The 22,652-nt window shown below is 72.4% G+C and carries 20 protein-coding genes and 1 tRNA gene; 14 read left to right on the forward strand and 7 right to left on the reverse strand.

Annotation, left to right across the window (positions count from 1 at the left end):
• Positions 1–21 precede the first annotated feature (21 nt).
• A complete protein-coding gene (locus tag ACFVYA_RS28375) occupies positions 22–1,872 on the forward strand; it encodes an AMP-dependent synthetase/ligase (protein ID WP_387049286.1) in 1,851 nt (616 codons plus the stop codon).
• On the opposite strand, the gene ACFVYA_RS28380 is transcribed toward ACFVYA_RS28375, so the two are convergent.
• Entirely contained in the window at positions 1,869–2,768 is a 900-nt protein-coding gene (locus ACFVYA_RS28380) for an SDR family NAD(P)-dependent oxidoreductase (RefSeq protein ID WP_387049288.1), read from the reverse strand. The two genes, ACFVYA_RS28375 and ACFVYA_RS28380, sit on opposite strands and share 4 nt — an antisense overlap.
• Before the next feature lie 288 nt (positions 2,769–3,056).
• On the opposite strand from ACFVYA_RS28380, the gene ACFVYA_RS28385 reads away from it, so the two are divergent.
• Entirely contained in the window at positions 3,057–4,304 is a 1,248-nt protein-coding gene (locus ACFVYA_RS28385; RefSeq protein WP_285985838.1) for an MFS transporter, read from the forward strand.
• Between the two features lie 284 nt (positions 4,305–4,588).
• Positions 4,589–6,031: a GGDEF domain-containing protein gene (locus tag ACFVYA_RS28390; RefSeq protein ID WP_285985839.1), complete on the forward strand. Its 1,443-nt coding sequence runs from the start codon at positions 4,589–4,591 to the stop codon at positions 6,029–6,031.
• On the opposite strand, the gene ACFVYA_RS28395 is transcribed toward ACFVYA_RS28390, so the two are convergent.
• Positions 6,009–7,283 carry a hypothetical protein gene (locus ACFVYA_RS28395; RefSeq protein ID WP_387049291.1) on the reverse strand — a complete coding sequence of 425 codons (1,275 nt, stop codon included), beginning with the start codon at positions 7,281–7,283 and terminating at the stop codon, positions 6,009–6,011. The genes ACFVYA_RS28390 and ACFVYA_RS28395 overlap by 23 nt on opposite strands.
• Before the next feature lie 166 nt (positions 7,284–7,449).
• Between ACFVYA_RS28395 and ACFVYA_RS28400 the strand changes: the two genes are divergently transcribed.
• The 3 genes from ACFVYA_RS28400 to ACFVYA_RS28410 all read left to right on the forward strand — a co-directional run bounded on the left by ACFVYA_RS28400 (position 7,450) and on the right by ACFVYA_RS28410 (position 12,074).
• Positions 7,450–9,603, forward strand: coding sequence for a phospholipase (locus tag ACFVYA_RS28400; protein ID WP_387049292.1), 2,154 nt, complete (start codon positions 7,450–7,452; stop codon positions 9,601–9,603).
• Between the two features lie 144 nt (positions 9,604–9,747).
• Positions 9,748–11,424 carry an LCP family protein gene (locus ACFVYA_RS28405; RefSeq protein ID WP_387049294.1) on the forward strand — a complete coding sequence of 559 codons (1,677 nt, stop codon included), beginning with the start codon at positions 9,748–9,750 and terminating at the stop codon, positions 11,422–11,424.
• A gap of 179 nt (positions 11,425–11,603) precedes the next feature.
• Positions 11,604–12,074, forward strand: a complete 471-nt coding sequence (locus ACFVYA_RS28410; RefSeq protein ID WP_387049295.1) for a helix-turn-helix domain-containing protein — start codon at positions 11,604–11,606, stop codon at positions 12,072–12,074.
• A gap of 41 nt (positions 12,075–12,115) precedes the next feature.
• On the opposite strand, the gene ACFVYA_RS28415 is transcribed toward ACFVYA_RS28410, so the two are convergent.
• Positions 12,116–13,573 (reverse strand): flavin-containing monooxygenase, encoded by a 1,458-nt coding sequence (locus ACFVYA_RS28415; RefSeq protein ID WP_387049296.1) that lies wholly within the window; start codon positions 13,571–13,573, stop codon positions 12,116–12,118.
• Positions 13,574–13,686: 113 nt separating this feature from the next.
• Here ACFVYA_RS28415 and ACFVYA_RS28420 point away from each other — a divergent pair, with 113 nt between their 5' ends.
• Both ACFVYA_RS28420 and ACFVYA_RS28425 read left to right on the forward strand, forming a co-directional pair.
• Complete coding sequence (locus ACFVYA_RS28420; protein WP_285993936.1) at positions 13,687–14,244, forward strand: TetR/AcrR family transcriptional regulator; 558 nt, start codon at positions 13,687–13,689, stop codon at positions 14,242–14,244.
• A 204-nt stretch (positions 14,245–14,448) separates the two neighbouring features.
• On the forward strand, positions 14,449–14,868 hold the full coding sequence (locus ACFVYA_RS28425) for a hypothetical protein (RefSeq protein WP_387049334.1): 420 nt from the start codon (positions 14,449–14,451) through the stop codon (positions 14,866–14,868).
• A 3-nt stretch (positions 14,869–14,871) separates the two neighbouring features.
• Here the strand turns inward: ACFVYA_RS28425 and ACFVYA_RS28430 are convergent, their stop codons facing one another.
• Positions 14,872–15,093, reverse strand: coding sequence for a DUF3618 domain-containing protein (locus ACFVYA_RS28430; RefSeq protein ID WP_004559246.1), 222 nt, complete (start codon positions 15,091–15,093; stop codon positions 14,872–14,874).
• Between the two features lie 99 nt (positions 15,094–15,192).
• On the opposite strand from ACFVYA_RS28430, the gene ACFVYA_RS28435 reads away from it, so the two are divergent.
• A tRNA-Leu gene (locus ACFVYA_RS28435) sits at positions 15,193–15,266 on the forward strand.
• Between the two features lie 96 nt (positions 15,267–15,362).
• Here the strand turns inward: ACFVYA_RS28435 and ACFVYA_RS28440 are convergent.
• On the reverse strand, positions 15,363–16,202 hold the full coding sequence (locus tag ACFVYA_RS28440) for an NAD(P)H-binding protein (protein ID WP_387049298.1): 840 nt from the start codon (positions 16,200–16,202) through the stop codon (positions 15,363–15,365).
• An 84-nt stretch (positions 16,203–16,286) separates the two neighbouring features.
• Here ACFVYA_RS28440 and ACFVYA_RS28445 point away from each other — a divergent pair, with 84 nt between their 5' ends.
• Positions 16,287–17,213, forward strand: coding sequence for an AraC family transcriptional regulator (locus ACFVYA_RS28445; protein WP_387049299.1), 927 nt, complete (start codon positions 16,287–16,289; stop codon positions 17,211–17,213).
• On the opposite strand, the gene ACFVYA_RS28450 is transcribed toward ACFVYA_RS28445, so the two are convergent.
• Positions 17,206–18,153, reverse strand: coding sequence for a saccharopine dehydrogenase NADP-binding domain-containing protein (locus ACFVYA_RS28450; RefSeq protein ID WP_387049301.1), 948 nt, complete (start codon positions 18,151–18,153; stop codon positions 17,206–17,208). The two genes, ACFVYA_RS28445 and ACFVYA_RS28450, sit on opposite strands and share 8 nt — an antisense overlap.
• Positions 18,154–18,223: 70 nt before the next feature.
• On the opposite strand from ACFVYA_RS28450, the gene ACFVYA_RS28455 reads away from it, so the two are divergent.
• Entirely contained in the window at positions 18,224–19,141 is a 918-nt protein-coding gene (locus tag ACFVYA_RS28455) for a helix-turn-helix domain-containing protein (protein WP_387049303.1), read from the forward strand.
• A 6-nt stretch (positions 19,142–19,147) separates the two neighbouring features.
• Here ACFVYA_RS28455 and ACFVYA_RS28460 read toward each other — a convergent pair whose 3' ends face one another.
• Positions 19,148–20,230 carry an aldo/keto reductase gene (locus tag ACFVYA_RS28460; RefSeq protein ID WP_387049305.1) on the reverse strand — a complete coding sequence of 361 codons (1,083 nt, stop codon included), beginning with the start codon at positions 20,228–20,230 and terminating at the stop codon, positions 19,148–19,150.
• Positions 20,231–20,348: 118 nt separating this feature from the next.
• On the opposite strand from ACFVYA_RS28460, the gene ACFVYA_RS28465 reads away from it, so the two are divergent.
• The 3 genes from ACFVYA_RS28465 (at position 20,349) to ACFVYA_RS28475 (ending at position 22,475) form a co-directional block, all read left to right on the forward strand.
• The gene (locus tag ACFVYA_RS28465) at positions 20,349–21,227 is read left to right on the forward strand and encodes an AraC family transcriptional regulator N-terminal domain-containing protein (protein WP_387049306.1); all 879 of its coding nucleotides are present in this window, start codon (positions 20,349–20,351) and stop codon (positions 21,225–21,227) included.
• Positions 21,228–21,276: 49 nt separating this feature from the next.
• Positions 21,277–22,164, forward strand: a complete 888-nt coding sequence (locus tag ACFVYA_RS28470; RefSeq protein WP_387049307.1) for a hypothetical protein — start codon at positions 21,277–21,279, stop codon at positions 22,162–22,164.
• A gap of 128 nt (positions 22,165–22,292) precedes the next feature.
• A complete protein-coding gene (locus ACFVYA_RS28475; RefSeq protein ID WP_285985852.1) occupies positions 22,293–22,475 on the forward strand; it encodes a hypothetical protein in 183 nt (60 codons plus the stop codon).
• The last annotated feature ends 177 nt before the right edge of the window (positions 22,476–22,652 follow it).

Here is a 22,652-nt window from a genome sequence, read left to right on the forward strand (position 1 = left end):
GGAGTACCGAGGAGGCCAGCGTTGACCACCCCGTCCGTCGCCGAGCAGACCGAAGGCCAGACGATCCCGCGGCTGCTGCACCGCAACGCGGTCGAGTACCCGGACCTGCCGGCGATCACCTCGCTCGACCTCGAAGGACAGCCGACGCTGACGTGGGCGGAGTTCCGCACCGCGATCGCCGAGGTCTCCCGTGGGCTGGCCGGGCTCGGGCTCGCCGCGGGTGACCGCATGCTGATCATGGCGCCCGGCTGCCCGGACCACATCGTCGCCGACCTCGCCGCGACGCACCTGTCCGCGATCCCCTGCACCGCCTACGCCACGCTCAGCCCGGACCAGATCCGGTTCGTCGCGCGGCACAGCGCGGCCCCGGTCGTGGTGCTCGGCGGGGAGAACGAGCTGGCGCGCTGGCGGCCGGTGCTCGACGACCTCCCGGCGCTGCGGCACGTCGTCGTCATGGACGAGACCGCGATCCCCGGCGGCGACAACCGCTTCCTCTCCTTCGCCGACCTGCGCGCCCAGGGCCGGGAAGCGCTTGCCGCTGACCCGGACGTGTTCGAGCGGTCGTGGCAGGAGATCAAGCCGGACGACCCGCTGTCCATGATCTACACCTCCGGCACCACCGGTGACCCGAAGGGCGTCGTGCTCTCGCACCGCAACGCGATCCACCAGGCGTACGCGGTCACCGAGCTGCACCACCCCCCGATGCACGCGACGAACATCGCGTACCTGCCGCTCGCGCACATCGCCGAACGAGAACTGTCGATCTACCTGCCGATCGTCTGGGCGGGGCACGTGCACACCCTCGCCGACCCGACGGCGGTCGTCGGCGCGCTCGGCAAGGTGCACCCGCAGAGCTTCTTCGGCGTCCCGCGGGTGTGGGAGAAGATGGTCGCCGGGTTGAAGAACATGCTCGGCGGCGTGCCGGAGGACCGGCGCACCGCCCTGCTGCAGGCGAACGAGCTGCTGCAGCAGGGCTACAAGCTGCGCAGCGCCGGGAAGCCGGTGCCCGCGGAGCTGGCCGAGAAGATCCGGCAGGCCGACGAAGCCGCGCTGGCGCCGGTGCGCGCCCTGCTCGGGCTCGACAAGGTGCTCGTCGCCTCCAGCGGCGCGGCCGCCATCCCGGTGGAGATCATCTACTTCCTGGCCGGGCTCGGCATCGAGATCTGCGAGGTCTGGGGCCTGTCCGAGACGACGGGCGCGGCGACGTCCAACTCCGGCTCGGACTTCCGCGCGGGCACCGTCGGCAAGCCGCTGGACGGCGTCGAGGTGAAGCTCGCCGAGGACGGCGAGCTGCTGGTGCGCGGGCCGATCGTGTTCCTCGGGTACCTCCAGGAGGACGGGACGATCCAGGACGCCACCGACGCCGACGGCTGGTACGCCACCGGCGACATCGGCACGATCGACGAAGACGGCTTCGTGACGATCACCGACCGCAAGAAGGAACTGATCATCACCTCGAGCGGCAAGAACATCGCGCCGACCCGCGTCGAGGGCCTGCTCAAGGAGCACCCGCTGATCGGCCAGGCCGTCGCGATCGGCGACGACCGCCCGTACGTGACGGCGCTGATCGTGCTCGACGACGAGATCGCGCCCGGCTGGGCCGCGGCGAACGGCGTCGAAGCCGCACCGGAGAACCTCGCGGACCACCCGGCGGTGCGGGCCGAGCTGGAACGCGCGGTCGAGTCGGCCAACAGCAGGCTCGCGCGGATCGAGCAGATCAAGCGCTACCACGTGCTGCCGAAGGCGTGGACGCCCGAATCCGGCGAGCTGACCCCGACGCTCAAGCTCAAGCGCCGGGTCATCAACGACCGGTATTCGGCCGACATCGAGGCCCTCTACGCGGCGGTGCGCGAGCCCGCGGCGGGCGCCTAGGCGGTCCGGGGCGAGGTCGTTTCCGTCCACTTGCGCAGCCGCGGCGGGACGCGCTTCTCCAGGCCGTAGTTCTCCAGGTGGGCGGAAAAGACCTCGTCGAACGCCTTCTGCACGGTCTCGGTGTCCCACACCGGCCGCTCGAGGATCGGCTGCTTGAGGAACGGCTGGCCCATGACGTGCAGCTGCGGGCCGTTGCACCGGATCATCTGGCCGGTGATGCCGTCCGAACCGTCGCCGAGCAGGAACAGCACGACCGGCGCGATCCGCGACGGCGTGCGGTCCGGCGGGCAGGCGCGCAGGGAGCGTTCGGACTTCCACACCATCCGCGTGTGCGCGAGCGGGCAGACGGCGTTGACCCGGATCCCGACGTCCTCGAGGTCGAGGGCCCAGGAGTAGGTCAGGGACGCGACCGCGCCCTTGCTCGCCGCGTACACGCCGAGCTTGCGCTGCCCGAGCGAAGCACCCGAGGAGATGTTGACGATCGAGCCGCCGGTGCCCGCGTCGACCATCGCCTTGATCGCGGCCAGGCCGGTGTTCACCACGCCGAGGACGTTCACCGCGACGAGCTCCCGCGCCTGCTCGGCGTCGTCCTCCCAGGGCAACGCCTCGTAGTTCAGCCCCGCGTTGTTGACCAGCCCGTCGATCCCGCCGAACTCCTTGACGCACAGGTCGACGATCTCCTGCGCCTCGCCCGCCTCGGCCACGCTGTGCCCGCTCGCCACGGCGCGGCCGCCGTGCGCGCGGATGTTCTCCGTCGTCCGCTCCGCCAGCTCGGCGTCGACGTCGTTGACCACCACCGCCCCGCCCGCGCGGGCGATGTGCACCGCGAACGCCTCGCCAAGGCCCCGGCCGGCGCCGGTGACCACGACCGCCTTGCCCTGCATCAACCCGTCCATCGCTCTCCCCGATCTGCAGCGCCCGTCCACCCCGGCCGGCTCACTGTCCAGTCTTGGCCCATTCGGTCCAACGCGGCATCGGCGCGACGACGAGCGGCCGCCGCCCTGCGCCGAGCGAGTCCGGATCGATCAGTCCGGACGTACCCGCGGGGCGGTCACGAGGGGGTGACTGGCGCGCATTCCGGGGACATCGGGGTGTAACCGGCGGCATACTGTGGGTGCTTCCCGGTGGTAGACCGTGACTCCCCCGGACGGGATCGTCACCGGAGAGGCACAATGCGACGATTCATGTTCACTCGATCGGGGGACGGTGGTGACGAGGTGACAACGCGCGCGACACCCCGGCTCCGGGCCGTACTGGCCAACCGCGAGTTCCGCGCGCTGTGGTTCGCCGAGACGCAGTCGATGCTCGGTGACCAGCTGACCATCGTCGCGCTGGCCATCCTCACCTTCGACCGGACCGGGTCGCCGCTGCTGTCGGCCGTCGTCTACTCCCTGACGTTCCTGCCCGCGCTCGCCGGCGGGCTCGGGCTGTCCCAGCTCGCCGACCGGTTCCCCCGGCGCGCGGTGCTGGTGACCGGCTCGTTCGCGCAGGCCGTGCTGATCGGGCTGATGGCCCTGCCCGGGATGCCGATGGGCTGGCTGTTCGCGCTGTTCGTCCTCGCGAGGCTGGCGAACGCGCCCGGCAACGCCGCGCAGAACGCGCTCGGCCGCGAGGTCTTCGCCGACGACGACGTCTACCTGCAGAGCCAGGACCTGCGCGGGATCACGAACAACACCGCGATGCTGGCCGGCCTCGCGGCCGGCGGGCTGCTGGTGACCACGATCGGGACCTCGTGGGCGCTGGCGATCGACGCGCTGACGTTCCTGGTGGCCGCCGTCGCCGTGCGGCTGCTGGTGCTGCGCCGGCCCGCCGCGGGCAACGGCGGTGCCCCGTGGTTCGGCGCCGTCCGGCAGGTTTTCGGCGACGAACGGCTGCGGGTGCTGCTCTACCTGTCCTGGCTCGTCGGCCTGGCGGTGATCCCGGAAGGCCTCGCGGCGCCGCTCGCCGCGCAGCTGGGCGCGGGCGACCAGGCGGTCGGCTGGCTGCTGGCCGCCGACCCGCTGGGCTTCGTGGCCGGGACGTTCCTGCTGTCGCGGTTCGTCACGACCGAGCACCGCCGCAAGCTGCTCGGTGTGCTCGCCGCGCTGCCGCTGGCCGCGCTGGCGGCGTTCGCGCTGCGGCCGAACCTGGCGTTCGCGCTGATCCTGCTCGCGCTGGCCGGCGCGACGGGCGCGTACGTCATCACGGTGTCGGCCACGTTCATCACGTGGGTGCCGAACGACATCCGGGGCAGTGCGGGTGGCCTGTACCGGACCGGGCTGCGGGTCGCGCAGGGCGTGGGCGTCGGCGTGGGCGGGCTGGTCGCGCAGGCGCTGGGTTCCGCGCACGCGACCATCGCGCTCGCGGGCGCGGTGGGACTGCTGCTGGCCGTGCCGGTGGCGTTCGCCTGGCGCCGGGTGGGCGGGGCGGAACCGCGACCTCGGCCGTCATGAGCGCCAGGTGCCACCTCCGGGTACGCCCAAGATCATGAATGGCATTCGCGGGCGTCACGGGCGACAATTCGAGGGTGGTTCAGAAGTCGCGGTTGCTCATGGGGGCCACCTCCATGCGGGGAGAGTCTCGCAGAACCTTTTGCGCCGCGTTCCCGGCAGTTACTCCGGGCCCTTGGCCGATCCGTTGCTGTGGGATGGTACCCGGCCACGGAATGCGTGAACACTCTGCCAGGTACCGATGAGATTACTCAAGGCCGGGACTAGGCTGGAAAGGAGGTGACCAATTGCATCCAGGACCGGACGGGGACCCCGCCGCGCCGGGCGAGCCGGGCGCCGGCCAGGCGGCGCGGGCCGCTGCGTCCCCAAACCGCGGCGCCGCGGAACCGGACGTGACCACAGGTACGCCCGCGACCACGACCAGTGGTCCACCAGCGACCGCCCGGGTCCGCCACGCGTACTGGCCGGGCAACTGGGCGCTCTGGCGCCGTCGGCCGGTGCAGGTCGCCTTCATGCTGGCGGCCGAAGCCGTCGCGGTGGCCGTTCTCGCCGTGTCGTTCGCACGCTCGCCGATTCCGTCCGGAAACGACTGGATCAATTTCGCCATTCTGGCCGCGGGTGCCACCGTCCACATTCAACTGACCCAGCGCCAGGAAGAACGGCGGCGCAACCGGACCAAAACGGTACTGATCGACCTCACCGCCGTGTGGACGTTTTCCGCCGCGATGATACTGCCGGTACCGCTCACCCTTTTCGTCATCGCCGTCATCCGGCTGCAGCACTGGTTCATCGCACGGCGGCCCGCCCACAACTTCATTTTTTCGTCCATCACGCACGGCCTCGCCGGCGCGCTCGCCCACCTCACCTACACGGCGCTCGGGCCGCACCTGCTCGGCCGGCCGGGCTGGGGTGACTTCCTCCGCGAGTTCGGCACCATCGTCGTCACCGGAGCCATCTACGAAGCGATCCAGATCGCGTACGTGGGCGGGGTCCTGCTGCTCGGATCCCCCGCCGGGCGCACGGTTCGTAACGTGCTGGGCAGCCCGGCCGACAACATGCTCGAAGCGATCACCATCGGCCTCGGCGCGGTGACCGCGATCCTGCTCGCCGCCGTCCCGCCGATGGTGGCGGTGATGGCCGTGGTCACCGTGGTCTTCAATCGCCTCGCGGAACTCGACCAGCTCCAGAACGACGTCCGGACGGACCCGAAAACGAGCATTCTCAACATGCGTGGCTGGTCGGAGGCGGCGGAGCGGGCTCTTGAACGGACCGCTCGATCGGGTGATCAACTGGCGCTGCTGATGGTCGATCTGGACCACTTCAAGTGGATTAACGACACCTATGGACATCCGGCGGGCGACGACGTGCTGCGCACCGTTGCGCAAACGCTCGACGAAGTGACCAGACCGAGCGACTTGGTCGGCCGTTTCGGCGGCGAGGAATTCCTCATTCTGCTGCCGGACATCGACGAAGACGCGACGTGGGACGCGGCCGAACGCATCCGCATCGCGATCGCGAAGCTGCACATCGTGACGACGGACAAGCGCGGCGACCCGGCCACCATCGCCGACCGCACGACGTCGATCGGCGTGGCCCGCCACCCCCGCCACGGGGACACCCTCGAGCGCCTCCTCCAGTCCGCCGACGCGGCGGTCTACCTGGCGAAGGAAAACGGCCGCGACCAGGTCTGCTTCGCCCCGGACACGGTCACGCCCCCAGCCGGACGGTGAGTTCGCATTTGACGAGCACCTCGGCGCAGGTCCCGGCCGAGGCCGGGTCGAGGCGCACCCGCTCACCGCGGTAGCCGGCGGACTCGAGCCGCAGGACCCGCGCGCCGGGCGCGGGCCGGGGATGGCACCAGTGCCGGACGGTCCCGGTGCCGGCGTGGTCCCTGGCCAGCAGCAGGTACTCGTGGCCGAGGTCGTCGGCGACCCGGTCCAGGCCGTTCCACCACAGGGCGCGGAGGGTGAGGCCGTCGCCGTCGCGGAGGAGTTCGACGGGCGGCTCGGCGTGGACGTCGACCCGGAAGCCACGGTCGCTGACGCGCACGGAGCGGACGCGGAGGAAGGCGCTGCCACCGGGATCGGCAGGCGGGCCACCCGGTTCCGGCGGCAGGCCGGACCGACCGACGGCACCGGCCTCCGGCCCCGACGGCGAACCAGCCCGCGACACGCCCTCCGCGCAACCACCGGCCCCAGCCCGCGGGAGACCGCAGTCCTCCCCCTCGGACCGCAGCGAGCCCCCCGCCGCAGCCCACGGCGGCAAGCCATCACCGGCAGCGCGGCCCGGCGACGAGCCACCCGCACCAGCCCACGGCGACAAGCCTTCACCAGCACCTCGGCCCAGCGACGAGCCACCCGCACCAGCCCACGGCGACAAGCCCTCACCAGCACCTCGGCCCAGCGACGAGCCACCCGCACCACCCGCACCGCCGCCCGGCGCCCGCGGCTCACCCTCACCGCCGTCCGGCCAGGGCAGCAGCACCTCCCGCCCCGCGCTCCCGGGCTCGGCCCGCGGCAGCAGCGCCGCCACCGCCAGGTCCGCCGCCAGCCGTCCGTCCTCTTCCGCCGGCACCTCGCGCACCCCGCGCAACTCCCCCGCCAGGATCCGGTGCCCGAGCACCTCCGCCCAGACCAGCGCCGCCGTGCGCAAGCCCGGCTCGGTGGCCAGCCGGTCGAGCAGCCGCCGCGGCCGGACCCTGCCGAACCGCGCGGCCCTGACCAGCCGGGCGGACTCCGGACCACCCGCGTCGAAGAACCCCGTCATCGCCCGGTCGAGCATCCGCAGTTGCGCGGCCAACACCACCCGGGCGACCGGCCGGGGGTGGGCCCGGGCCAGCTCCGGCGGCGCACAGTCGCGCAGCGCACCGGCCAGCACCCGCAGCTCCGGCGTGGGCGGTTCGCGCAGCCGGGCGCCGGGGGCGAGCCGGCGCAGGGCGCGCACGGTGTTCTCCGCGGGCACGGCGAGCTCGGTCGGGCGCACTGCTGCCTCCTGGTCGCCACGCCCCCTCTGTCGCCAGTCTCACCAGGACATCCCCGCCGCGGTAGGGAAGAACGGGCAGCCGTCCGGGCAGCCTGCGGTAAACCGCCATGCAACCCTGTGGTTATCCCCATGTCGGCCGCCGAGCGGGGCTGGCACCCTTGAACCCATGCCGGCCCCGACCGATCCGCCACGCACCCGCCGACCCTGGTCGACGTCCGGGTGGCTGCTGCTGGTCCTGCTGGTCGTCTTCGCGTTCGGGCTGATCGCCTCGCGTCCGCCGTCCCCGCCGGACCAGGGCCCGCCGACCGGTGACGTGCTGGCCGCGCAGAACGCCATCGAGGCGCTGGTCCACCCCGGTCCGCACCCCGACGCGCTCGCCCGGCTGCCGAAGGACTTCACCGCGCTCAGCGGCGTCACCCCGGGTGCGCTGCCGGCCCGCGACGGCACGGTCCGCGCCGTGCACGTCGACGGCGGCTGCTCGACGCCGTGGGGCGACGACAACACGAAGTGGGACTACGCGGTGCCGTGCAAGGCGCACGACCTCGGCTACGACCTGCTCCGGTACGCCGACCGCAAGGGCCACCCGCTCGGCCCCGAAGTCCGGGAGGCCCTGGACGACCGCCTGTCCTACGACATGCACCACGCCTGCGACCTCAACCCGATGGACTCGGCGCTCACCTGCCGGGTCGTCGCCTCCTTCTACTCGGCCGGGCTGGTCGTCAACTCGTGGCACCAGCGCTGGGGCCCGCCGGTCGGCGACCCGATCGGCCCGATGGTCGCCGGGGTGCTGGTGATCGGCTGCCTGCTGGTCTTCCGGCTGCGCGGCTGGCTGAGGGCCCGCCGCGAGCCACGCGCGCCCGCACCGGCTGCCGTCCCCGCGGAGGTCAGCCGGTGGGCGCTGCTGGGCGCCGGTGGGGTCGTCCTGCTGCTGCTCGGCGAGTCGGTGACGGCGCTCGCGCACTGGGCCGGCGCCCCCGAGCCCGCGTTGTGGCCGGTCACCTGGCTCGCCCAGCTCGCCCCGCTGATCTACTTCGCCGGTGGTCACGCCAACGCGGCCGGGTGGCGCGCCGAGCTGGAAGCCGGCGGCGGCTACCGCCACTACCTGGCCGAACGCGCGAGCCCGCTGCTGCGCCCGGCGTTGATCTTCGCGGTCGTCGCGCTGCTGACGCCGCTCGCGCTCGAACTGCTCGGCAGCCCGGCGGGAACGACGGCGACGGTGATGCGGATCGCGCTGCACCCGCTCTGGCTGCTCGGCGTCTACCTGCTGACGATCGTGTGCGCGCCCCCGCTGCTGGCCCTGCACCGCCGGGCGCCGGTGCCCGCGGCCGCCGGGCTGCTCGCCCTGGTCGCCGGCGGCGAGCTGGCCGCGAGCTGGTCGGGTTCGCCGCTGCCGCGCTACGCGGCGACGTTCGCCATCGCCCTGCTCGCCCAGCAACTCGCCTTCGCGCACGCCGACGGTGTCCGCCCGGCGCGACGGGTGTTCGCCACGGCCGCCGCGGCCGGGGTCGCGGGTCTCGCCGGGGTGAGCGTCCTGCGAGGCGGGCCACCCGTCCTGCTCGGCAGCCCGGGCGCGCCCGCCGCGTTCTCCGCCCCGCCGTGGGGCGTGCTGCTGCTCGGCCTCGTCCAGCTGGGCGTGCTGGGGCTGCTGGCCCGCCCGCTCGGCAGGCTCGGCGACCGGCCGGGCATCGCCCGCGCCTGCCGGTTCGTCCTGCGGGCGCCGATGAGCCTCTACCTGGCGTTCCTCGCCTCGATGCTGCTGCTGGTCGCCGTCGTGTACCTGCCCGGCCGGATCGCCGACGGGCTCAGCTGGCTGATCCGCCCGCGCACGCTGGTCGCGGTCGGGCTGCTCGCGGTGCCCGCCACCCTGGTCTTCTGGTGGTTCGAACGGCACACCCACGGCGTCCGGGAGCCGCGCGCGGCCGACCACCCCGGCCGCCGGACGGCGGTGCTCACCCGGGCCGCGGCCGGGCTCGGGATCGGCTACGCGACGCTGGGGGTGTTCGGTTTCGCGCTGACCCGCTTCGGCGGGGTCGCCGCCGACGCCGACCTGCTCGGCCTGCGGCTCGACCCGATCCAGAGCCTGGTGCACCTGCTGCTCGGGGTCTTCCTGCTGCACACGATCCGGATCGGGGCCGGCGCGGCGACCGGCACCTGGCTGGCCACGGCGCTCGCCTGCGCGCCTTCGCTGCTGTTCGCCGCCGACGGCAGCACGCCCGGCTTCCTCGACGTCACGCTCCACGCGGTGACGGCCGCGTTTGCCCTGCTGGCCGCCGCGGGCACCCTCATCCCGGTCCGGCCGCCGGCGAACGTGACGTCCTGACCAGGCGAAACCGTCGAACGTGCGGGAAACTGGGTGGCGCGGAGCACATTCGCAGGGGGATGTGTAACGCTACGGCAACCAGGGGACGGCACCATGCGTCCATCCCTGAGCACCACCCGATCGATGGAGTGAGGAGTCGCCCGCGTGGATCACCCGCCTCGGAACGGGCAAGGCGGCCGCCGCCCCGCCCGGCCCTGGCAGGACGAGCCAGGCCGGGACGACGCACGCCGCGGCAGCTCACCGCCGCGCCGCCCCGCACCGCGCCGCGAGCCGGCGGATGCCCGCCGCGCCGACCCGCCCGCGTCCCGCCGCCCGCAGCCGCGCCCGGCCCCGCGCGCCGGCCGCAGCTCCTTCCGCGGCGCGAAGGTCGCGATGGCCGTCGTCTCGCTGCTGGTGGTAGGCCTGACCGGGTACGCCTGGGCGGCCATGCGGGGCCTGGTCAACGGGCTCAACTACACGAACGTGATCAGCGACGGCGGCGGTGGCGAGAAGCCCGCCGACGGCGCCCGCGACATCCTGCTGGTCGGCCTCGACAGCCGCACCGACGCCCAGGGCAACCCGCTGCCGCGCGAGGTGCTCGACGAGCTGCGCGCCGGCGACGCCGACGGCGAGCTCAACACCGACTCCCTGATCTTCGTGCACATCCCCAACGACGGCAGCAAGGCCGTCGCGATCTCCCTGCCGCGTGACACCTACGTCGACATCCCCGGCGGCTACGGCAAGCACAAGATCAACTCCGCGTATGCGCGGGCGATGCTGACGGCCCGCAAGGACCTGCAGAAGAAGGGCGTCACCGATCCGAAGGAGCTCGACGTCCAGGCCAACCAGGCCGGGGCGCGGGAGCTGATCGACACCGTCCAGAAGCTCACCGGGTCGACCATCGACAACTACGCCGCGGTGAACCTCCTCGGCTTCAGCGAGATCACCAAGGCCGTCGGCGGCGTCGACGTCTGCCTGAACAACAACGTCAAAGACCAGTACTCCGGCGCGAACTTCACCAAGGGCCAGCACACGATTTCCGGCGTCGAAGCCCTCGAGTTCGTCCGGCAGCGCCACGGCCTGCCGAACGGCGACCTCGACCGCGTCGTGCGCCAGCAGGTGTTCATGGCCGGCATGGCGCGCAAGGTGCTCTCGGCCGGCACGCTGACCAACCCCGGCAAGCTCAACGACCTGATCGAGGCGATCAAGAAGTCGGTCGTGCTCAGCCAGCACTGGGACATCTTCGGGTTCGCCCAGCAGATGAAGGGCCTGACCGGCGGCCAGCTCGAATTCCGCACGATCCCGGTGAAGAACATCGACTACAAGACCCCCGAAGACGGCTCGGCCATCCAGGTCGACCCGGCCGAGGTGAAGCAGTTCGTGCAGGGGCTCGCCGGGCCGCCGCCGGGCCAGACGACGCCACCGGCGCAGCAGGCCGACCCCGCGAACAAGGCGACCACGGTCGACGTCCGCAACGCTTCCGGGCGCACCGGCCTCGCGGCGGGCGTCGCCAAGACCCTCGAGAGCAAGGGCTTCACCTCCGGCGATACGGCCAACGCGACCGCGCGCAAGACCACGGTGATCTGGGTGCCGAAGGGCGGCAAGGACAAGGGCCAGGCGGTCGCGGAGGCACTGGGCGGCTCGCCGACGATCCAAGAGGACAAGAGCGTGGCGGCGGGCCACGTGACGGTGTTCCTCGGCGCCGACTACCAGGGCACGACCTCCGACGCGAACTCGGGCGCCGGTGCCCCGGGAGCGACGTCGCAGGCCGCGACGCCCCCGCCGGCCGGCGCCGACGAGGAGAAGCCGATCACCGCCGAAGGCGTTCCCTGCGTCAACTGAGCCGGTCGGCGAGCTGTCGTTAACCCGTTCGGCCTAACTCGCGCAATCGGTATCAAAGACATGCCGGAAATCGCGTAAGGGCCGGGCACCAGCGCACTTACATACGTGTGAGGGTGCACCTGCACGGGAATCATCACGCCCGGGCGGTGCCGTGGGAGCGCACGGCAGGGGACATTGATGTGCTGATCGACGCTGAGGAGTACCAGCGGATCCTCGGAGACGAGCTCCGCAAGCTCCGGCGCAGCCGAGGGTGGACGCGCAAGGAGCTGAACCAGCACTTGCAGAGCGAGATCTCGCTGCAGACGCTGGCCACCTACGAGCTGGGCACCAGACAGTGCTCCGTCGTGCGCCTGGTCGAGCTGTGCGTCGCGATGGACGAACTGCCCCAGGACCTGCTGGCCAAGGTGCACCGCCGGGTGTTCCTGGACGAGCCCGGGCGGGTCCGCGTGGACCTGCGCAAGGTCGTCGCCGACGCCTCGGCCGATCTGCTGCCGCTGCGCCGCTGGGCCGAAGACCGCCTCCGCCAGGCCGGTGAGCAGGGGGGCGGCGAGATCGCCCTCGACCTGCCCGCCCTCGAGCGGATGGCCGAGCTGTGCCGCCTGCCGACCGTGGACCTGATCGGCCGCCTCCGCCGCTACACCTCCCGCTGATCCCGGGAGGGTCCCTCACCACCGGCGAGGGACCCTCCCGATCAGCCGACCCGGAAGTCCTCGCGCCGCACCTTCCGAGTGTCCAGCCAGTACCGCCAGGTGAAGCCGGGCCAGATCGTCCGGTTGACACCTTTCGCGTCCAGGTACCAGCTCTTGCAGCCGCCGCGGGTCCAGATGCCCTTCGCGAGCTTGCGCTGGATCTGCGCGTTGAACCGCTCCTGCACCTCGGGCTTCGGCTCGATCGCCTGGCCGCCGGCCAGCCGCAGCGCTTCGGCGACGTAGGAGATCTGGGCCTCGATCATGAACACGACGGAGTTGTGCCCGAGGCCGGTGTTGGGGCCGAGCAGGAAGAACAGGTTCGGGAAGCCGGCGACGGTGATCCCGAGGTGCGTCCGCATCCCCTCGGTCGCCCACTCCTTGCCGAGGTTGCGCCCGTCGCGGCCGACGATCTCCAGGTCGTCGAAGGCGTCGGTGACGTGGAAGCCGGTGCCGTAGATGAGGACGTCGGCTTCGTGCTCGACGCCGGCGGCGTCGACGACGCTGCGCTCGCGGACCTCCCGCACGCCCTCGGTGACGACGTCGACGTTGTCCCGCGCCAGTGCCGGGTAGTAGTCGTTGGAGATGAGCACGCGCTTGCAGCCCATCGTGTAGTCCGGGGTCACCTTGCGGCGCAGCTGCGGGTCCTTGATCGCGCGGTCGATGTTGCGCTTGGCGATCCGCTGCCCGAGCTTCATCACCCACGACTGGCCGTTGAACCCGATGGCCCGGGCTTCGAGCAGCCAGTAGAGCAGGGTGCGGTAGGCGCGCTGGGCCGGCGGGAACGCCTTGAACAGCGCACGCGTCCGGCCGGACATCTCGTGGTCGGCCTTCGGCATGATCCACGGCGGCGTCCGCTGGAACAGCGTCAGCTCCGCCACCTCGGGCGCGATCTTCGGCACGAACTGGACCGCGCTGGCGCCGGTGCCGATGACCGCGACCTTCTTGCCCGCGAGGTCGACGTCGTGCCGCCACTGCGCGGAGTGGTAGGCCGGGCCCGCGAACTTCTCGATCCCGGGCAGTTCCGGGATCATCGGCAGGTGGAGCGCGCCCACCCCGGCGACCAGCGCGGTGCCGACGAACTCGTCGCCGCCCCTCGTGGCGACGTGCCACCGGTTCTCCTCGGCGTCCCAGCGGGCGCCGGTCATCTCCTGGCCGAACCGGACGAACCGGCGCAGGTCGTGCTTGTCGGCGACCTCGCGCATGTACCGCCAGATCTCCGGCTGCGGGGAGTAGGCCCGCGACCAGCCCGGGTTCTGCTCGAAGGAAAACGAGTACATGTGCGACGGGATGTCGCAGGCGCAGCCCGGGTAGCTGTTGTCGCGCCAGGTGCCGCCGACGTCGTGGGCCTTTTCGAGGATGACGAAGTCCTCTCGTCCCTCTTTGCGCAGCTGGATCGCCATGCCGAGACCGGAGAACCCGGTCCCGACGATGACGACCCCGGTCTCCGTGCGGTTGCCCATGACGCCTCCGGGTTACTGTTACTCGTCGTCCATCTTACTGGGAGTAGGTTACCAGCGGTAGAGTCTGACCCGTGACCACCGCGAAGCGCAAGCGCATGCCACGGGCCGACCGGATGCGGCAGATGATCGAGGTCGCCGAGCAGGTCTTTTCGGCACGCGGCTACGCGGCGGCGTCGATGGACGAGATCGCCGAACTGGTGGGCGTCTCGAAGCCGATGCTCTACGAGTACTTCAACTCGAAGGAAGGCCTGCTGCTGGCCTGCATCCGGGAGTCGCGGGCGGTGCTGCGCGAGGTCACCGAGCAGGCCACGGTCGGCGCGGTGGACGCCGAGGACGCGCTGCGGCGCGGCCTGCTGGCCTTCTTCGTCTTCATCCGCGAACGGCGCCAAGCGTGGTCGCTGCTGCGGCACGAAATGGTGCTGATCGGCACGCCGGCCGCCGACGAGGTCGAGGAGACCCGGCGGCAGCAGACCGACCTCATCGCCGCGCTGATGAGCGGCCACTTCGACAGCGGGGACGACCTGAGGGCCGAAGCGGCCGCGGAATTCGTGGTGGGAGCGTGCGAACGGCTCGCGATCTGGTGCGAGCGCCACGACGAAGTGAGCCCCGAGACGGCCACCGAATACGCCATGGACGTGCTGTGGACCGGCCTGCGGCAACGTGCACGTTAGCCTGCGCGTGCACTAGGCCATTTGGTCGTTACTCAGCGCTGTCGTGTCCTGTGACACAGAGTTGCTCTACGGTACCGATGACAAGGTAGAAAGTATGCTGGACTTTCGCGACCGGAGGAGGGGCGCGGGAACCACGTCACGAAAACGCGGTGACCGCGTCACGGTTGTGTGAGGATGCTGGTGAGGGAGAGGGGCGTGAGGCAGATGGTGGAAGCGATCACGGCGACGTACGTCCAGGACGACGCCGACTGGGCCATCACGGTCAGCGGCCGCGGCAAGGAGCTGACCGCACGGGCGCCCGGCATCATCGCCGCGCGCGACCGGGCCGACCAGCTGGTCGAGGAGCTCGCCGGCGACGGCAAGACGACGGTGGTGCACCTGCTCAACGGGAGTGCGCTGGACTTCACCAGCGCCTACATGACGGCCCGGCTGACGCTCCCGAAGCTGCCGCCGCTCGAGGTCCCGCCGCCCGGCAGCGTGCCGAAGCAGCAGACTCCGGCGTCGGCGGGCAAGAAGCCCCAGCTGCCGCCGAGCAAGCAGCTGCCGAAGGCGGTCGAGGACCGCAAGAGCCCGGCGGAGCCGGCGCCCGCTGCCGAGAGCAAGGCGCCGGCGAAACAGGCCTGAGCGCTACTTGAGGAGCTTGCGCACCAGCAGGACCAGCACGAGGACGCCCGCACCGATCAGCGGGAACTTGACCTTGGGGTTGTCCAGCTTGGCGCGCACGCCGTCCTTGGCCGCGTCGGCGAGCTTCTTCGGGTCGGCCTTGACGGTCAGCTGGTCGAGCGTCGCCGCCAGAGCGGTCCTAGCCTGCTCGATCTCACGCTCGATCGTCTCGGGATCGCGGGCCACTTGTCCTCCTCGCCGCATGGGACTTCCAGGTCCCAACTTAGTCGACCGCCCCGCCGCCTCCGCACGGGCCACGCCGCACGCTAGGCTTCGGAGTACCGGGGGCCCGTAGCCCAATTGGCAGAGGCACACGGTTTAGGTCCGTGCCAGTGAGAGTTCGAGTCTCTCCGGGCCCACGAACGGGTTGAGCGAGTCCTGCTCGGCGCTTCGCGCCTTCGCCGGACTCGCTCGTCGTGTTTCCGGCGGGCTTCGCCCCCGGACCCCCGCCGTGGTCACGGCCGCCACACCTCGTCGGCGTACGCCGCCGGTGTGCGCGGTGCCTTCCCGGTCAGCCGCCGGAAATCGTCCGTCACCGGGGCGAACACCCCGGCCCGCACCAGCGCGAACAGGTGCAGCATGTGCTCCACCCACGCCTCGGGGTGGCCGGACCGCGCGAAGTGCGCCCGGTGCTCGGCGGGCGTCGCGTCCCGGTGCCGGATCGGGCGGCCGGACGCCTCGGCCAGCAGCGCCGCCATCTCCCCGAACGTCAGCGCCTCGGGCCCGGTGATGGCGTAGCCGCGGCCGTCGTGCCCGTCCTCGGTCAGGACCGTGACAGCGGCATCGGCCAGATCGCGGGTGTCGGTGAACCCGACCAAGCTGTCGCCGCTGCCCGCGTACAGTTCGCCGGTCTCGCGCAGCGCCCGCGCGAACACCCACTCGTCCTCGTCGAAGTTCTGCAGGAACCAGTTCGGCCGCAGGACGGTCCAGGGCTTGCCGGACTCCTGCACCGCCAGCTCGACGGCCCGCCGCGGCGCGTGGTCCGGCGTCCGGTCCACCCCCACCGCGGACATGAGCACGACCCGGCGCGCGGACGGCGCCGTGCCGATCAGCCGCGCGATGGTCTTCGCGGCGTCGTCGTCGGTGTCCAGCCCCTTGACGAACAACGCGTCCGCGTCGCCGAGAGCCGGGGCCCAGGTCGTCTCGTCGGCCCAGTCGAACGTCACCGGCGTCACGGAGCCGTGTGCCTCGCCGGGGTGGCGGCTCGCGGCCCGCACCGGCACCCCCGCCGCCGTCAACGCGTCCACCACGCGGCGCCCGGCCTTGCCGGTCGCGCCTTCAACCCAAACAGTCATGTCACCAAGTTAAGGACGGGTTGCGAGACGGTGAATGGCTGAAAAGCGCGTTGTATTGTCCGTTCGTCTCGCTAGGGTGAGCCGATGGACGTGCTGGCGGACGTACTGGCGGCCCTGCGCTCCGGCGCCCCGGTCGCGGCCCAGACCGAGGCGCACGCGCCGTGGGGCCTGCGGTTCGACCACACCACCGGGGCCGCGTTCCACGTCGTGCTGGCCGGCTCGGCGTGGCTGGCCCCGCTGCCCGGCGAGGCCGGCTTCGAGCCGGTCGAGCTCGGCCGGGGTGACGTCGTGCTGCTCGGCCGCGGCGTCCCGCACGCGTTGACGTCCGCACCCGGCACGCCGCTCGTCGGCTTCCGGCCCACGCGCCCGTCGACGGCCACCCCCTTCGGCCGCGTCTCGCTCCCCGGCCCGGGGGCGCGCACGACGATCGTCTGCGGCGCGTACCGGCTGCGCCGGCACCGGCCCCACCCGCTCCTGCGCGACCTGCCCGAGGTGGTCCACCTGCCCGCCGTCCCGGGGCGCCACCCCGGGCTGCGCGCGCTGGTCCGGCTCCTCGACGACGAGCTCGCGGCGCACCCGCCCGGAGCCGCCGTCGTCGCACCCTCGCTCGTCGACGCCCTGCTCGTGTACATGCTCCGCGCCTGGCTCAGCGAGTCGGCCGGGACGCCCGGGTGGTCGGCGGCGCTCGCCGACCCCGTGACGGCCCGGGCACTGGCCGCCATCCACGGCGATCCCGCCCGGGCGTGGACGGTCGAGCAGCTCGGCGCCGCGGCCGGGCTGTCCCGGGCCGCGTTCGCCCGGCGGTTCACCGCCCTGGTCGGCGAACCGCCGCTGACCTACCTCACCCGCTGGCGGATGACGACGGCCGCGCGGCTGCTCCGCGAAACCGACCGGCCGCTGGCGCAGGTGGCTCCGGCGGTCGGTTACGGGTCGGCGTTCGCCTTCGCCAAGGCCTTCCGGCGCGAGTACGCGACCACCCCGGGCAGCTACCGCAGCGCCGCCCTCAGCTGAACTCGACCGTGATGTGCGGAGCCAGCGCCCGCAGGAAGCCGGCGGCGTCGAACATCTCCCCCGCCGGCGCGACGCCCTTCACCTTCGCCCGCCCGGTCAGGATCCGGTCCACCGCCTCCACCGCCAGCGGCGCGCTCACCGCGTAGATGTCCTCGCCGCGCGCCACGACCCGGCGTTCGTCCTCCCCGGCCCGCACCACGACGTCCACCACGAACGTTTCGGCCGCGTCGCGCTCGCCCGCCGCGGCGAGGCCTTGCGCCGCGTCGACCGTCATGTAGCTGATGACGTCGCGCACCTGCAGGTGCCGCGGGATGGTGACGATGTCGGCCATCGAGAACTCGGCGAAGACGGGCCGGGGGCCGAGCGGCTCGGGGAACGGCCACTCCCGTGTCGGCAGGGCGTCGTCGCGGTACTCCAGCCGTCCGCCCGCGAAGCGGATGCGCTTGCCGTCACGGCGTTCCCGGGACACCCGGCCCGCGGCGAGGGTGCCGGCCGTGGGACGCCAGCCGCTGAGCCCGTAGGCGACGTGCACCTCGTCGGCCGCCGTCCAGTCGCCCATCGCCGCCGTGGCCAGCAGGTCGGCCAGGCCGCCGAAGAACGCCATCGCGGGCACCACGGCGCTGTCGGCGGTCAGCGCGAGCGTGTCGAGGTTCGCCTCGATTTCGGCGGCGACGTCCACGTACGGGACGCCGGCGCGGATGGCCGCTTCGGCGACCGGCAGGGCCGTCTCGGCGAACGGGCCCGCGCAGTTGATCACCGCGGCCACCCCGTCGAGCGCGCGGTCGAGGGACGCCGGGTCGTCGACCGACGCCGGACGGCCGCCCGGCAGCTTCGCCGCGTCCCGTCCGGAAAGGACCGTGTCGTACCCGCGTTTCTGCAGCTCAGCCACCACGAAGCGGCCGGTGTGCCCGTATGCGCCGTAAACCAGTACCGAAGTCATGAGGCAATCCTGGCGAGCGGAAGCCGTCGTCACCAGTGTCCGGAACGACGTGATGCGTACACTTTCGGACATGCACGCTGTCGCGCTCGCCGCCACGGACGGGATGCTGTCGTTCGAGCTGACGATCGCCACCGAGGTGTTCGGCGACGATCCCCGGTACGGCTTCGCGGTCTGCGGCCCGGCCCCGGTGCGGGTGGGCCGGTTCCTGCTGGAGCCCGACCACGGCCTCGACCGGCTGGCGCGCGCGGACACCGTGCTCGTCCCGGGCTGGGCCGACGTCGACGCGGACCCGCCGGCCGGCCTGGTCGACGCGGTGCGCGCGGCCCACGCCCGCGGCGCACGGGTGGCGTCGCTGTGCACGGGCGCGTTCGTGCTGGCCGCGGCCGGCCTGCTGGACGGCTTGCGCGCCACCACGCACTGGGCCCACACGGACGTCCTCGCCGCCCGCTACCCGCAGGTGACGGTGGACCCGGACGTGCTCTACGTCGACAACGGCCAGGTCCTGACCTCGGCGGGCAAGGCGGCGGCCATGGACCTGTGCCTCCACCTGGTCCGCGCCGACCACGGCCCGGCGGCCGCCAACGCGATCGCCCGCCGCCTGGTGGTCCCACCGCACCGGCCGGGCGGCCAGGCCCAGTTCGTGACGGCACCGGTCCCCACCCGCGACGACCACCCGCTGGCCTCGCTGCTCCCGTGGATCACCGCCCGCCTCGACCGCCCGCTGACGGTCGAGGACCTGGCCCGGAGAGCGAACATGAGCTCCCGCCACCTGGGCCGCCACTTCCGGTCGGCCACGGGCACGACGCCGTTGCAGTGGTTGCTGAACCAGCGCATCCGCCGCGCGCAGGAGCTGCTGGAGAACACGGACGCGAGCATCGACGCGGTCGCGGAGGCGGTCGGCATGGGCACGGCGACGACGTTGCGGCGGCACTTCAACCGGACGGTCGGCGTGCCCCCGGACACCTACCGCCGGACGTTCCGCAGTTAGCGTCTTTCAGTAGCGGACGTCGCTCTGCAGCAACGGCGGGTACACAGTGGACGGTTCACCGTCGACCGTCGTGCCCGCGAACTGGAGCATCGCCCGCTGGGCGCCGTGCATCGGGGCCGGGTAGTCCAGCGTCGGCGCCGACACCTCGTCCAGCCGAGCCAGCTGCGCCGGCGTCAGCGTCACCTCTAGCCCGGCGAGGTTGCCGGTCAGGTGCTCCAGCCGCCGCGCGCCGATGATCGGGACCACCGTTCCGCGCCGCGCGCGCAACCACGCCAGCGACACCGCCGCGGACGTCGACCCGATCTCCCCGGCGATCGCGGCGACGGCGTCGAGGACCGTGAACTCCGCTTCGGACGGACCGCCGACGAAAGCCGCGCGGGCGGACTCCGGCGCCGGAGCGCCACGCCGGTACTTGCCCGACAGGAAGCCGTTCTTCAGCGGGCTCCACGGCACCAGTGCCATGCCCTGGTCGAGCGCGAACGGCGCCAGCTCGCCCTCGACCGTCCGCGCCAGCAGCGAATACTCGACCTGCAGCGCGATCAACGGCGTCCAGCCGCGCAGCAAGGCGGTCGCCTGGGCCTGCGCGGTGACCCACGCCGGGGTGTTGGAGAAGCCGACGTACCGGATCTTGCCCGCGCGCACCAGGTCGTCGAGGGCCCGCATGGTCTCCTCGATCGGCGTGCGGCGGTCCCAGTTGTGCAGCCAGTACAGGTCGAGGTGGTCGGTCCGCAGCCGCCGGAGCGTCTCGTCGAGCTGAGCGATGATCGACGCCCGGCCGGCGCCGCCGCCGTTGGGGTCGCCGGGGAACAGGTTGCCGAAGAACTTCGACGCGAGCACCACCCGCGCACGGCGGCCGGGGCGGGCGGCGAAGAAGTCGCCGAGGATCTTTTCCGAATGCCCGTTGGTGTAGAAGTTCGCCGTGTCGACGAAGTTGCCGCCGAGGTCGAGGTAGGTCGCGAGGATCTTTTCGGACTCCTCGACACCGCAGCCGGCGCCACCGGCGTCTTCCCCGAAGGTCATCGCGCCGAGGGCGAAGGGGCTGACGCGGAGGCCGGACCGGCCGAGGGTGACGTAATGGTCGAGTGACACGAAACTCTCCTTGGGTAGCGGATCGACTGGTCCCAGGAAACCGCGGAAGCCCAGCTCAGCGGTAGACCGATCGAAGCGACCTCTTGCCCGATCCTCTCGATGGCGGTTTCCTGGATGCGTGCTCGACGAACTCCGCGACCTCGTCGCCCGGCACGCGCACGCCGATCTGCGCACGCCGGTGCCGGGCCTGCTGCTGTCCAAAGTGGAAACGAGCGAAACGCACCACTCGCTCGCCGAGCCGCTGCTGGTCGTCATGGCCCAGGGCGGCAAGCGCCTGCTGCTCGGCGAGCAGGTGCACGAGTACCGCGCCGGGCAGTACCTGCTGGTCGGCACCGACCTGCCGGTGACCGGCCACTTCGTCGGCGCGACCCCGCGGACGCCGGCATTGGGCCTCGGCCTCGCCCTGCGGCCCGAGGCGATCGCCCCGCTGCTGCTCGAGGCGCCGCCGCGCACACCACCGGCGTCCCCCATCGCCATCGACGACGCCGGCCCGGAGCTGCTCGACGCGGCGCTGCGCCTGCTTCGGCTGCTCGACCACCCGTCCGACTCGCCCGTGCTCGCGCCCCTGATCGAGCGGGAGATCCTCTGGCGGCTGCTGACCGGCCCGCACGGCGGCCTGGTCCGCCGGATCGGCCTGGCCGACAGCGGCGCCGCCCACGTCGGCCGCGCGATCCGCTGGATACGGGACAACTACGCCGAGCCGATGCGGATCGAGGAACTCGCGCGGCTGAGCGGGCTGAGCGCTTCGGCGTTCCACCGCCACTTCCGCGCGGCCACGGCGATGAGCCCGCTGCAGTTCCAGAAGCGCATCCGCCTGCAGGAAGCCCGGTCGCTGCTGCTGGCCGGCGCGGGCGACGTCGCCGGTGTCGGGCACCTCGTCGGCTACGACAGCCCTTCGCAGTTCAACCGCGAGTACCGCCGCCTGTTCGGTGCCCCACCCGGGCAGGACGCGGCGCGGCTGCGCGAGGCCGCCTCCGTCGGGCCCCGGCTGCCCTGAGGTCCGATCCGTTCAAGACCGCCGGCCGCACCGGTGCGACGCTGGCGGCATGTCCGTGAACCTTCCCGCGGCGGCGTCCTTCATGGCGACGCACGCCCGCCTCCTCGACCGCCGCCGCTTCGAACTGCTCGGCGGCGCCGCCGACGCCGACGCGGTGCTGGCCGCCGTCGACGGCTACCGCAACGCCGACGGCGGCTACGGCTGGGGCCTCGAGCCGGACCTGCGGGCCCCGGAAAGCCAGCCGGGCGGCGCCCTCCACGCCTTCGAGGTGTTCGAGGAGATCGCCCCGGCGACGACACCGCACGCGGCGAAGCTCTGCGACTGGCTGGCCACGGCGTCCCGTCCGGACGGTGGCCTGCCGTTCGCCCGGCCCGTGGCGGACCCGGCCGGCTGCGCGCCCTTCTGGGTCCAGGCCGATCCGGCGGAGGCCACCCTGCAGAGCACGGCGTTCACCGCGGGCGTGGCCCTGCGCGTCGCCCGCCACGACCGGGCCGTCCGCGAGCACCCGTGGCTGGCCGCGGCGACGCGGTACTGCTTCCGCGCCATCCGCGAGCTTTCCGCGCCGCCGCACGCGATCGCGTTGTCCTTCGCGGTGCAGTTCGCGGACGCGGCGCACGAACTCCACGAGGAGGCGCCCGCGCTCCTGGACCACCTCGCCGCGTTCGTCCCGGCCGACGGACTGGCCCCGGTGGCCGGTGGTTCGGAGGGCGAAACCCTCCGCGCCCTGGACTTCGCTCCGCTGCCGGACCGCCCGGCGCGCGCGTTGTTCGCCGACGACGTCATCGAGGCCGAACTGCGGCGGCTCGCGGCCGCGCAACAGGACGACGGTGGCTGGCGGGTGGATTTCGCGAGCTTCTCGCCCTCCGCGTCGCTCGAATGGCGCGGCTACGCCACCGTCCGTGCGGTGGCGATCCTGCGCCGTCACGGCCTCGCCTGAATCTCTACACGAGTGGCGCCGAGGTTCATCCGACCGTGGCGTGTCGGAAGTGGACGGCCGCCCGCGCCTTCCGGCGTGCGTGCCCGAACGCGTACTGTGACGGGGAAACGCGCTCCCGGAGGTGAAGCATGTCGTCGCGCAATCCGTTGCACTGGATCGCCCGCTGGGCGGACTGGTTCGAGGATCGCGGCGTTTACGTGCCCGGCGAGGAGAGCCGGGCGGTCGATCCGATCCGGGATTTCGGCTGGCTGATGGCGGCGTGGGTGGCCGGCGTCGCGATCTTCATCCTGTTGTTCGCCCTCGCGGTTTAAGTGGCATGTGGCCAGAGATTGTCACCAGCCGTGCCGTTCCGGTCACGGATTGGCCACGGGGTGGCACCAGGTGCGCGACAACCCCCGGTTGCGCCTCGTAACCGCGCGCGATCACGGCCAGAGTGGAGCGGGTTCGCCCGGCAAACCCCCGTTGCCGACGGCACCCGACCCGCCGAC

The organism is Amycolatopsis sp. NPDC058278 (assembly GCF_042881395.1).
GTDB lineage: Bacteria > Actinomycetota > Actinomycetes > Mycobacteriales > Pseudonocardiaceae > Amycolatopsis.